Origin of the sequence: Cellulophaga fucicola, from assembly GCF_900119145.1 — a bacterium.
In the GTDB taxonomy this organism is placed as follows: Bacteria; Bacteroidota; Bacteroidia; order Flavobacteriales; family Flavobacteriaceae; genus Cellulophaga; species Cellulophaga fucicola.
Map to the genome: position 1 here is coordinate 731,202 of NZ_FPIY01000001.1, position 11,894 is coordinate 743,095.

At 32.7% G+C, this 11,894-nt stretch carries 13 protein-coding genes; 8 read left to right on the forward strand and 5 right to left on the reverse strand.

Features of this window, described 5'->3' with window-relative positions:
- Nucleotide 1: 1 nt before the first annotated feature.
- A complete protein-coding gene (locus BT107_RS03240) occupies nucleotides 2–532 on the reverse strand; it encodes an NADPH-dependent FMN reductase (protein WP_072302314.1) in 531 nt (176 codons plus the stop codon).
- Nucleotides 533–656: 124 nt separating this feature from the next.
- Between BT107_RS03240 and BT107_RS03245 the strand changes: the two genes are divergently transcribed.
- The 3 genes from BT107_RS03245 (at nucleotide 657) to thiD (ending at nucleotide 3,023) form a co-directional block, all read left to right on the forward strand.
- Complete coding sequence (locus tag BT107_RS03245) at nucleotides 657–1,775, forward strand: heparan-alpha-glucosaminide N-acetyltransferase domain-containing protein (RefSeq protein WP_072302315.1); 1,119 nt, start codon at nucleotides 657–659, stop codon at nucleotides 1,773–1,775.
- Between the two features lie 60 nt (nucleotides 1,776–1,835).
- Nucleotides 1,836–2,069 (forward strand): CDGSH iron-sulfur domain-containing protein, encoded by a 234-nt coding sequence (locus BT107_RS03250; RefSeq protein WP_072302900.1) that lies wholly within the window; start codon nucleotides 1,836–1,838, stop codon nucleotides 2,067–2,069.
- Nucleotides 2,070–2,204: 135 nt separating this feature from the next.
- A complete protein-coding gene (thiD, locus tag BT107_RS03255; RefSeq protein WP_072302316.1) occupies nucleotides 2,205–3,023 on the forward strand; it encodes a bifunctional hydroxymethylpyrimidine kinase/phosphomethylpyrimidine kinase in 819 nt (272 codons plus the stop codon).
- 56 nt (nucleotides 3,024–3,079) lie between these two features.
- Here the strand turns inward: thiD and lpdA are convergent, their stop codons facing one another.
- Together lpdA and BT107_RS03265 are read right to left on the reverse strand one after the other, a co-directional pair.
- Nucleotides 3,080–4,480 carry a dihydrolipoyl dehydrogenase gene (gene lpdA, locus BT107_RS03260; protein ID WP_072302317.1) on the reverse strand — a complete coding sequence of 467 codons (1,401 nt, stop codon included), beginning with the start codon at nucleotides 4,478–4,480 and terminating at the stop codon, nucleotides 3,080–3,082.
- 123 nt (nucleotides 4,481–4,603) lie between these two features.
- Nucleotides 4,604–5,071 (reverse strand): Lrp/AsnC family transcriptional regulator, encoded by a 468-nt coding sequence (locus BT107_RS03265; RefSeq protein WP_072302318.1) that lies wholly within the window; start codon nucleotides 5,069–5,071, stop codon nucleotides 4,604–4,606.
- A 157-nt stretch (nucleotides 5,072–5,228) separates the two neighbouring features.
- On the opposite strand from BT107_RS03265, the gene BT107_RS03270 reads away from it, so the two are divergent.
- From BT107_RS03270 to BT107_RS03290, 5 genes are all read left to right on the forward strand, one after another.
- Complete coding sequence (locus BT107_RS03270; protein ID WP_072302319.1) at nucleotides 5,229–6,431, forward strand: aminotransferase class I/II-fold pyridoxal phosphate-dependent enzyme; 1,203 nt, start codon at nucleotides 5,229–5,231, stop codon at nucleotides 6,429–6,431.
- An 85-nt stretch (nucleotides 6,432–6,516) separates the two neighbouring features.
- Nucleotides 6,517–8,187 carry a Na+/H+ antiporter NhaC family protein gene (locus BT107_RS03275; RefSeq protein ID WP_072302320.1) on the forward strand — a complete coding sequence of 557 codons (1,671 nt, stop codon included), beginning with the start codon at nucleotides 6,517–6,519 and terminating at the stop codon, nucleotides 8,185–8,187.
- Between the two features lie 124 nt (nucleotides 8,188–8,311).
- On the forward strand, nucleotides 8,312–8,956 hold the full coding sequence (locus tag BT107_RS03280) for a peroxiredoxin (protein ID WP_072302321.1): 645 nt from the start codon (nucleotides 8,312–8,314) through the stop codon (nucleotides 8,954–8,956).
- 7 nt (nucleotides 8,957–8,963) lie between these two features.
- Nucleotides 8,964–9,278 carry a thioredoxin family protein gene (locus BT107_RS03285; protein ID WP_072302322.1) on the forward strand — a complete coding sequence of 105 codons (315 nt, stop codon included), beginning with the start codon at nucleotides 8,964–8,966 and terminating at the stop codon, nucleotides 9,276–9,278.
- Nucleotides 9,259–9,516, forward strand: coding sequence for a DUF6952 family protein (locus tag BT107_RS03290; protein ID WP_072302323.1), 258 nt, complete (start codon nucleotides 9,259–9,261; stop codon nucleotides 9,514–9,516). Before BT107_RS03285 ends, BT107_RS03290 begins: the two co-directional genes overlap by 20 nt.
- A gap of 163 nt (nucleotides 9,517–9,679) precedes the next feature.
- On the opposite strand, the gene BT107_RS03295 is transcribed toward BT107_RS03290, so the two are convergent.
- The gene (locus BT107_RS03295; protein WP_072302324.1) at nucleotides 9,680–10,153 is read right to left on the reverse strand and encodes an ankyrin repeat domain-containing protein; all 474 of its coding nucleotides are present in this window, start codon (nucleotides 10,151–10,153) and stop codon (nucleotides 9,680–9,682) included.
- Between the two features lie 67 nt (nucleotides 10,154–10,220).
- Nucleotides 10,221–11,678 carry a catalase gene (locus tag BT107_RS03300; protein WP_072302325.1) on the reverse strand — a complete coding sequence of 486 codons (1,458 nt, stop codon included), beginning with the start codon at nucleotides 11,676–11,678 and terminating at the stop codon, nucleotides 10,221–10,223.
- Nucleotides 11,679–11,894 lie beyond the last annotated feature (216 nt).

Genomic DNA, 11,894 nt, shown 5'->3' on the forward strand with positions numbered 1-11,894 from the left:
TTTAGATTTTTGCTAAAAATTGGTCAATTGCTTCTTTGTGGCTTTTATTAAGATCTGGATCTATAATGCCATCTTCTTTTAAGTTATCATAAAAAGATGGTAAAGAGAACGTAGCTGCAATTTCTGCTCCAAAACGAGGTAACATACCACTAGCCTGCTCTTTTGCGCTAATAGCTGCTCTTTTACCCGGAGAAGTAGATAATAATAGTACTTTTTTGTTTTCTAAAAAATTACGATCGTATCTAGACAACCAATCCAAAAGGTTTTTAAAAAATGAAGACAAACCACTATTGTGTTCATTTACAGATAAAACAAGTGCATCTGCATTGCTAATGGCTTCTTTAATTTCTTTTAACTCAGCCGAAAAACCCTCGTTCTTTTCTAAATCTTCACTATATAAAGGAAGGTTAACCGCAGCCATATCTAACAAAGTTACATTATGATCACTTAAAAGACCAGCTGTAAAATTTACTAATTTGTAATTAATAGAAGAGCTAGAATTGCTTCCTGCAAAGGCTAAAATTTTACTCATTTTATATAGTTTTTAACGAAAATACCTTAAATAAGGATCAATTGCGAGCATTTTAGCTAATTTTGCAAACGAAAAAACCAAAACCACTTGTAAAACAAGCAAATAGCTTTTTTATAAAAACCGAATGAAAGAGAATAAGTACAGATTATACTTTATAGACGCTATGCGTGCTTGGGCAATTTTAATGATGTTACAAGGACATTTTATAGACGGACTTTTAGATTTTGAATACAGAGATAAGACAATTCCGGCTTACGCTATATGGAGCTATTTTAGAGGAATGACGGCTCCTGTTTTCTTTACAGTATCTGGTTTTATTTTTACATATTTATTAATTAGAGGTGATAAAAAAGGATTTAAAAATCCGCGTGTAAAAAAAGGAATTAAAAGAGGTTTACAGCTATTACTTATTGGCTATTTACTTAGAATGAACCTTTTTAGTGTCTTATTTGGTGAAATTTTTGATTCTTTCTTCTATGTAGATGTTTTACATTGTATTGGATTTTCAATTTTAGGCATTATAGGCTTGTATATACTTACGAGCAAAACTAAACCCGTTGTTTTTTCATCAATCTTATTAGCCATTACTATAGTCTTGTTTATTTTTGAACCTACTTACGAAAAGTTAACGCACGACTATATACCTAAAGCACTTGCTAATTACCTAACCAAAGCAAATGGCTCTGTATTTACCATAATACCTTGGTTTGGCTATGCTACTTTTGGTGCATTTATGGCAATGTTATTTACAAAATACAAAGCATACAAAAAATTATATACTTCCGCAATCCTTATCTGTAGTGTAGTTGGCTTGTTTTTAATTTTTGGATCGTCTCCTTTATTTACTTTAATAAGTGATTTTACAGGAAGTAATTTTCTAGAACCTGTTTACACCAATAATTACTTATTTATCCGATTAGGAGATGTACTTCTTATATTTTCAATCTTTATGATATTACGCTCTTACATAACCAATAAAGTTGTTTTAAAAATTGGACAAAACACACTTGCTATTTATGTAATACACTTTATTATTCTTTATGGTAGCTTTACAGGTCTAGGGTTTTATCATTTCTTTAAATATTCTTTAAATCCCATTCAAGTTATAATTGGTGCTATTTTATTTATGGTAGCATCTACTTATTTGGCGTTATTGTATGATAAACACGAACTTAAAATTAAATCTAAAATAGAAAAGCTGAAATCTGCTACTTTAAAGCTATTTAGACTAGCTAAAAATTAAGTCTTGCTATTTTTTGATCTATTCTTTTAGGCTATGTTTACAGCCAAAATAACTATAAAAATGAGCGACGACAAACTATATACTCCAATTAAAGTAGCATTAGAAAAAGATAAAAACTACGGATGGTGTACGTGTAGCCACAGTAAAAATCAACCATTTTGTGACGGTTCTCACAAAGCACACAATGCAACTCCTTCTTTACGCTTTTCTGTAGAAGAAGCTAAAGTTTACAATATGTGTACTTGTAAATTAACGAGTAACCCTCCTTTTTGCGACGGGTCTCACAAAAAATAAAAATATTACGCTTATAAAAGAATCCTTAGGTAACTACTTAAGGATTTTTTTTGTTTAAAAAGATAGTTTAATTTCAATTCTATTAGTGCCAGAATTAAAAGTTATATAATTTTGCGATTAGATACTATTTATAGAATGAAAAACACTGAAACCATTTACAAAACTGTATTAACTATTGCTGGAAGCGACTCTGGTGGTTGTGCCGGCATACAAGCAGATATTAAAAGTATAAGTGCAAATGGCGGGTTTGCAACATCTGCAATTACTGCAATTACAGCGCAGAACACTGTGGGCGTTAATACCATATTTCCTATTCCTGTATCAGAAATTAAAAACCAGATACACGCGGTGTTAAGCGATATATCTGTAGATACAATTAAAATAGGAATGTTACAGTCTGCAGAAGTTATTGAAGCTATTGCACAAACCTTAGCTCAATACCCAATAAAATCAATTGTTTTAGATCCTGTTATGGTTGCATCCTCTGGTCAGCTTTTAGTAGATACCTCTGCTATGGATGCCTTAAAGTCATTTTTACCAAAGGCAACACTAATAACACCAAATATCCCTGAAGCACAAGCTTTATTAGGGATCAATGCTGTTTCTGCAGATACTATGCCCGATATAGCCAAAAAGCTAGGAAAAACCTTTAAAACGTCTGTACTTTTAAAAGGTGGACATTTAGAAAATTGCACCACTTTAATGGATGTATTGTATGTCTACGACACAGACAGCCTACACAACTTTACAAAAACGCAAATAGACACTAAAAATACGCACGGTACTGGTTGTACTTTATCTTCTGCTATTTCAACACATTTAGCATTAGGAAATACACTTAAAGAAGCAGTACAAAGAGGAATTACTTATACACACCAAGCTATTGTAGCTGGTAAGAGCAAGGAATTAGGAAAAGGTAATGGCCCTGTAGATCATTTTTACAAACTACACTAAACAATAAAAGGCTGCTCAATAGAGCAGCCTTTTATTTATATTACTAAAAATGGAGCTTATATATGTAAAGCTCTATCTCCTGTAGCAGCTAAAGCCGCTTCTTTTATTGCTTCTGTAAATGTTGGGTGAGCGTGAGACATTCTAGATATATCTTCTGCACTAGCTCTGTACTCCATAGCAACAACCGCCTCTGCAATCATATCTGCAGCACGTGCACCAACCATATGTACCCCTAAAATTTCATCTGTAGTTTTATCTGCAAGTACTTTTACAAATCCGTCTAAATCCATACTAGCTCTAGATCTACCTAAAGCACGCATAGGAAACTGACCTACTTTATATGCTACACCAGCTTCTTTTAACTGCTCTTCTGTTTTACCAACAGCAGCAACTTCTGGCCAAGTATAAACAACACCTGGAATTAAGTTGTAATCTATATGTGGTTTTTGACCCGCAATAGTTTCAGCAACAAAAGTACCTTCTTCTTCTGCCTTGTGAGCTAACATAGCACCTTTAATAACATCACCTATAGCGTAAATATTAGGAACATTAGTTTGCAAATGCTCGTTAACATCTACTAAACCTCTATCTGTAAGTTTTACACCTGCAGCTTCTGCATTTAAACCATCTGTATATGCATGACGCCCAACAGCTACTAAACAGTAATCTCCTGTAAATGTAACTTCTTCGCCTTTTTTATTATCAGCTTTAACTATAACTTCATCTCCTTTTCGCTCAACAGATTTTACTTTGTGAGACAAATTCATTTTAAACTTCTGCTTCTTTAAAACTTTATTAAGTTCTTTAGAAACACCAGCATCCATTGTAGGTACAATACGGTCCATATACTCAACTACAGAAACTTCTGCTCCTAATCTTTTGTATACCTGCCCTAATTCTAATCCAATAACACCACCACCAATAACAATTAGGTGTTTTGGTATTTCTTTAAGTTTTAATGCCTCTGTAGAAGTTATTATACGCTCTTTATCTAACTTAATAAATGGCAATGTAGATGGCTTGCTACCAGTTGCTATAATTGTGTGTTTAGCTTCAATTTCTGTAGACTCCTCACCAACTATAGAAATATGCGTAGCATCTTTAAAAGAACCAATACCTACGTAAACATCAATTTTATTTTTCTTCATTAAAAAATCAATACCACCAGTAGTTTGGTCAACAACTGCTTGCTTACGAGAAATCATTTTCTCTAGGTTGATTTTAATTTCGCCAGGAATATCAATTCCGTGCTCTTCAAAATGCTTTACTGCATCTTCATAATGATGAGAAGAGTCTAATAATGCTTTAGAAGGAATACAGCCTACATTTAAACATGTACCACCTAAAGTTGAATATTTCTCTATTATTGCTGTTTTCATTCCTAATTGTGCACAACGTATAGCTGCAACATACCCTCCAGGACCTGAGCCAATTATGGCAACATCATATGAATTCATATATTTTTCTTTGATTAAAGTTGTAAAATTAGCACTATTTTTTGTGGTTATAAAATTATAAGACCACCGTATTTTTATTATAACAAATTTTTAGCTTTTTAGATAAATAAAACACGTAGTTATCTAAACGCCCAATTCTATTGCTGTAGTATGTTTAACTTCATTTATAACAAAAGAACTACGTGTACTACCAATATGGTTTAACACGGTTAATTTGGTTACCATAAAATCTCTAAAAGCATCCATATCTTCTACATAGACTTTTAATATATAATCATAATCGCCACTAACATGATAACACTCAACTACTTCCTTTAGTTTTTGCACTTCCTTTTCAAACTGTAATAAAAACTCTTTAGAATGTTGTATTAATTTAATATGACATAGAACCACAAAAGATCTCTTTACTACTTTCTTATCTAACAAAGCTACGTATTTTGTTATTGCTCCCGTACGCTCTAATCGTTTAATACGCTCATAAACAGCAGTTACAGATAAATTTAAATGCAAAGCATACTCTTTTGTTGTCTTTTTACAGTCGCTCTGCAGTAATGCCAATAATTTTACGTCTGTTTCATCAAAACTTGCCATATTTTCTTAAAATTGAAGTAATTCTGATTAAAAATAGATTAAAAATCTATAATATTTAAATTAGATAGATTTATTTTAATCAAATTACAAAATAGATTGACAATACTACTGCTTAAATCTACTTTTAGTACATAACTAACAACTTAAAATTTGTAAAATGGACTACAAAGCATCAGACAAGCTACTAGATTTACAGTACTTTGGAGAATTCGGAGGTGTTAACCCTTCTATTTCAGACTCATCTACCTATACATTTATTTCTGCCAAAACAATGTCAGACACATTTGAAGGTAACACAGAAGGTTGTTACTTATACAGTAGACATTCTACACCTTCTAATTTATATTTAGGTGAAGCTTTAGCTGCTTTAGAAGGCACAGAATCTGCTAACGTTTACGCGAGTGGTATGGGCGCCATAACATCTGTAATTATGCAGTTGTGTAGCACTGGCGATCATATAGTTAGTAGTAGAACTATATATGGAGGAACTTATGCTTTTTTAAAGAATTTTGTAAAAAAGTTTAATGTAAATACATCTTTTGTTGACATTACCAATGTTGATGCTGTTGTCAATGCTATTACACCTAATACTAAAATGATTTATTGTGAAGCAGTTAGTAATCCGCTTTTAGAAATAGCCGATATAAAAGCATTAGCTGCACTAGCAAAGAAGCATAATATTCCGCTTGTGGTAGATAATACATTCTCTCCATTATCTATTCTTCCTGCTAAACTAGGAGCCAATATTGTAATACATAGTTTAACCAAGTTTATTAACGGAACTAGTGATACAGTTGCTGGTGTGGTTTGTGGTACTGCGGATTTTTGTGCTAGTTTAAAAGATGTAAATAATGGTGCAGCAATGCTTTTGGGTAGCACTTTAGACAGCTATAGAGCAGCATCAATCTTAAAAAATATGAGAACGTTACACATCAGAATAAAAAAGCATAGTGAAAATGCTTTGTATCTATCTCAGAATTTCGAAAAGGATGGTTTACGAGTTGTATATCCAGGGTTAAAATCGCACCCAAGTCACGAAAAAATGAACAACCAAATGGTTGCCGAATATGGATATGGTGGTATTATGACTTTAGATATAGGTTCTCTAGAAAATGCCAATAAATTAATGGAACTAATGCAAGAACGCAATTTAGGGTATTTAGCAGTAAGTTTAGGGTTTTACAAGACATTGTTTAGTGCTCCGGGTACATCTACATCATCAGAAATACCGATGGAAGAACAAGAGCAAATGGGACTTTCTAATGGTTTAATACGTTTGTCTATTGGCTTAGATAACGACATAGATAGAACATATAAAATGATGAAAAAATGTATGGTAGATTTGGGTATTTTAAAATAACTAGACCTAGCACATAACATTTTAAAAACTTGCAAGAAACGCACCAAAATTGTAATATTACAAGGTAATTAACTAACTAATTTTAATGCATAACCAAAACCTAAGTACCTCAGACCCTAAAAATGAGCACATTGTAGAAAACAAGGAATTAAATTTCTTTGAAGCTTTAATCCCGGTTATTATTTTAATGTCGCTTTTAGCATACAATATATTTTTTGTAGAAGGTCAAGAGTGGTTTGGTGGTTATACCAACCAAATAATACTTTTAATTGGTGGTGGTGTTGCTGCAATTGTTGGTTTATACAACAAAACCTCTTTGCTTACAATGGCAAAAGAAGTTTGGGAAAACCTTAAAAGCGTTTTTATACCAATTCTAATCTTAATTATGGTTGGTGCATTAGCAGGTACTTGGCTTGTTAGTGGTATTATACCTGCTATGGTATATTATGGTTTACAAGTACTTAACCCCGCTATATTTTTACCTGCATCTGTTATTATAGCTGCCATAATATCTATTGCTACTGGCAGTAGCTGGACAACTTCTGCAACTGTAGGTATTGCGCTAATAGGTATTGGTACTGCCTTAGGCATAAATCCTGGTATGATTGCTGGAGCTGTTATTTCTGGAGCATACTTTGGAGATAAAATGTCTCCTTTAAGTGATACAACAAACCTTGCTCCTGCTATGGCTGGTACAGACTTGTTTACTCATATAAAATACATGACTATAACAACAGTCCCAACACTAATAGTTACGCTTATATTTTTTGGTATTTTAAGTGCTAATATAGACACCTCTGGTACTACAGACACTGCATTTATATTAGACACTATAAACACAAACTTTACTATTACGCCGTTATTATTTATAGTTCCGGTTGTAGTTGTTGCTTTAATCTTATTAAAAACAAAGCCAATTGTAGCATTGCTTTCTGGTGTAGGTTTAGCTATTGTTTTTGCTTTTATTTTTCAGCCTAAACTTTTAGATAAGTTAGGTGAGTCACAAGTAAGTTCTATTGTTACCGCTGTTTTAACAGATACCTCTGTTTCTATAGACGACAGTGAACAAATAGCTAATTTTTCTACTAAAGAGTTAGCGTTAATTAAAGAAAATGAGGATTTAAAAAATATTTTTACAGATACTGATCTAGAACACATTTACACAAAGGAAGATTTAGCAGCTGTTTTTACTACTCTTACAAAAGATAAAGCAATCTTAGCAACTAAAGCAGACAACCTAGATAAGCTAATCACTAAAAAAAGATTAAAAAAATTATTTAGTGCTGGTGGTATTAATGGTATGCTTTGGACTATTTTACTTATTTGTTGTGCAATGGTTTTTGGCGGTATTATGGATGGTATTGGAGCATTAGCTAGAATTACAAAAGCTCTACTATCTGTAGCAACAACCACCTTTGGCTTGTTTGCAAGTACAGTCGCTAGTTGTTTAGGTCTAAATGCTATTGCAAGCGACCAGTACTTAGCTATAGTTATTCCAGGTAAAATGTTTAAAAAAGCATACGAAGACAAAGGTCTTGCTCCAGAGAATTTAAGTAGAACCTTAGAAGATTCTGGTACCGTAACATCTGTATTAATTCCTTGGAACACTTGTGGTGCTTACCAGTCTGGTGTTCTTGGTGTTGGCGTAGGAGAATACTTTATATATGCTATGTTTAACTGGTTAAGTCCGTTTACAACTTTACTTTTTGCTGCTTTAAACATTAAAATTAGACAGCTAAAAGAGAAAAAAGCATAAAACTAAATACTGCATAAAGAAAGCTTATTGTTCTATAAACAATTAAAATTTTATTGTTCCACAGAAGGATATTTGTGGGTTATATTTGCATTAATAAAATGTATAACCTTAAATAAAAAATAAAATGGCTTTTGTAGGAAAAAAATTCCCGGATTTAAATGTTAATGCAATGAATGAAATGGGTGACACTTTCAAAATAAACGTTTTGGAAGAAGCTCAAAAAAACAACAAAAAAGTATTATTATTCTGGTATCCTAAAGATTTTACTTTTGTATGTCCAACAGAATTACACGCTTTTCAAGCTGCATTAGCAGAATTTGAAAAAAGAAATACAATAGTAATTGGAGCTTCTTGTGACACTGCAGAAGTACACTTTGCTTGGTTAAGTACTCCAAAAGATAATGGTGGTATAGAAGGTGTTACTTACCCAATATTAGCAGATAGCAACAGAAACTTAGCTTCTACTTTAGGAATCTTAGATATATCTAACGAAACTTACAATGATGAAACAGGAGTTATAACTGTAGATGGTGACAATGTTACTTACAGAGCAACATACTTAATAGATGAAGAAGGTACTGTTTTTCATGAAGGAATTAACCACATGCCTTTAGGAAGAAATGTAAATGAGTTTTTACGTTTAGTAGATGCTTACACTCACGTACAAAAAAACGGTGAAGTTTGTCCTGCAAACTGGGAAGAAGGAAAAGATGCTATGCAAGCTAACGCTAAAGGTACAGCAGAATATTTAGCTTCTCACTCTAACTAATTTTGGTATGTTACTAGAACTAGAAAAAGACAACTTAGCAGAACTAATTGCTGAAAACGACAAAGTTGTTGTACAGTTCTCTGCTACTTGGTGTGGAAACTGTAGAATTATGAAGCCTAAATTTAAAAAAGAGGCTGCAGAAAACGAATCTATTACATTTATTTTAGCTGATGCTGAGAAATTTCCTGAATCTAGAAAACTAGCCAATGTAGATAATTTACCTACGTTCGCTACATTCGAAAATGGAAGTATAAAAAACCAGACGCAGACAAATAAATATGATGTTTTAAAAGAATTAGTACATGAAATTGCCAGTAATTAAACACCTTACAAGTTTTATAAAAGAGAACGATGAAGATTACGTTCTTGAAACAATTGAAACATTAGAGGCGCTTACAGAAGTTTCTTCTATTAAAGATGAAGAGCTAGATGTTATTGGAGAACTAATTTCTAATATGTATGGTGCTTTAGAGGTGCAAAAATCTATAAAAGAAGGCGTACCAGAAAAAGAGGCCATTAATCAGTTTATGAAACGTGTATTAGGTTCTATAGATAAGTAAACAGTTTAACTACTGTTCTTAAAAAGCCACAATTCTAAATTAGAATTGTGGCTTTTATATTTTAAAACGTATTTCTTTTATAAACTCACTATTTAAAATATAAAAACCCTGAAAATGAGCTTCAGGGTTTTTGTTTCTTATGAAAAATTGTACTTATTGTTGCCTATGACAATAGTGCAACTAAATCATCTAAACCTTGCATTTTAGCGTGATCTAAAGCAGAGTTCCCTCTCTGATCCTTAACTGTTTTATCTGCATTTTTAGACAGCAACATTTTAATAATAGATTGTCTATTAAAAGTAGCTGCATAAATTAAAGCAGTAGCTCCAGATAAATTTACAGCATTAACATTTGCTCCTTCAGCAATTAAAAACTCAGCAATAGCATCAAAACCTTTAAAGCAAACTCCCATTAAAGCAGTATTACCAGATGCATCTTTATCTTCTATAGACGCATTATTTGCTAATAATACCTTTGCTACATCTAAATAATTATAATATGTAGCCAAAATTAAAGGCGTAGAGCCACGGGAATCTTTTATGTTCACTAATTCTGGATTAGCAGTAACCATTTGTGTTACTTCCTCTAATTCATTAGCACGTATTGCATTAAAAAATGCAGTTGTTATATCTGTCATATTATTTATATAAAAAAAGGGATAAATAGTGTAACACTATTTATCCCGTATTAAACTGTTATTGTTCTTAGTAGTTTTCTAATTCAGAAATACCTAAAGCTCTACGGACACCGTTTCCGTATGCAATATCTGCTTTGTCAAAAAGACCTAACTGTCTTTCTATAACTGGCATAGAAACTCCTTGCATTGCAGCAGCTATATTGTTAAATAGTCTATTTTTTTGGTCGTCATTAAACATCCTGAATAAATCTCCTGGTTGCCTAAACTCACCATAAGTATCATTCTCTTCATAACGTTTAACATCACCGCTAATTTTCATTGGTGGCTCTTCTACGCTAGAATCTTCAATTGGTCCGCCTTTAGAATTTGGCTCATAATACGCATCTGGATTACCAAAATCGTTTGTAAAGAAACGCATAGCTCCATCTTTATGGTAGTGATTTACTTCTGACTTAGCAGCATTTGCTGGTAAAGCCTCGTAATGTGTACCTAATCTATATCTATGTGCATCCGCATAAGAAAATATACGTGCTTGTAATACTTTGTCTGGAGAAAAACCAATACCCGGAACAACATTAGAAGGCGAATAAGCTGCATTTTCTACAAATTGCCAGTAGTTTTCTGGGTTTTTATTTAACTCCAGCTCCCCTACTTCTATTAATGGGTAATCTGCGTGCGGCCAAACCTTAGTTAAATCAAACGGATTGTATGGTGTTCTTTCAGCATCTGCCTCTGGCATTACTTGTATTTTTAAAGTCCACTTAGGGTATTCTCCTCTTTCAATAGCTCCAAAAAGCTCTTCTTGATACTTTTCTCTAGTCTCACCAATTATTTTAGCCGATTCTTCATTTGTATAATGTTTATGTCCTTGTTGCGTTTTAAAATGAAACTTCACCCAAAAACGTTCATTATCCGCATTCCAAAAACTAAATGTATGAGACCCGTAACCGTTCATATGCATAGGTGTAATTGGTATACCTCTATCAGACATTAAAATAGTTACTTGATGTAAACTCTCTGGAGATAAAGACCAATAGTCCCACATTGCTTCTGGAGAGCGCATGTTTGTTTTAGGATGTCTCTTTTGTGTATGTATAAAATCTGGAAACTTATAACCATCTCTTAAAAAGAATACTGGTGTATTATTACCAACCATATCCCAATTACCTTCTTCTGTATAAAACTTTACAGAAAAACCACGTACATCTCTTTCTGTATCAGCAGCTCCCATTTCACCTGCAACGGTAGAAAATCTATTTAAAACAGGTGTTTTTTTACCTACCGATGAAAATATTTTTGCTCTAGTATATTTACTTATATCGTGTGTTACAGTAAATGTACCCATTGCTCCCCATCCTTTGGCATGCACAACACGTTCTGGTATGCGCTCTCTATTCTGATGCGCTAATTTTTCTAATAATTTATAATCTTGCATTAAAACTGGACCTCTATCACCAGCTATTTGTGAACGCTGATTGTTTGATACTGGAGCTCCTGCAGATGTGGTAAGTTTTTTATTTTCCATAACGATACTATTTATTTGTGTGGTAAAATTAGTAAAATATCTAGCGGAACATAAGTTAAGAAATTGTTTGATCTTATCAAAGAATAAATTTTACTTATACCAATGTAAGAAGCAATTGTTTTGCCTTATAATTAATTAGTTATTGGTGTTGGATACTTTTTTATTCAAAATAGTTACATATCACTCATATATTTTTTAATTTCACACCAAAATTAA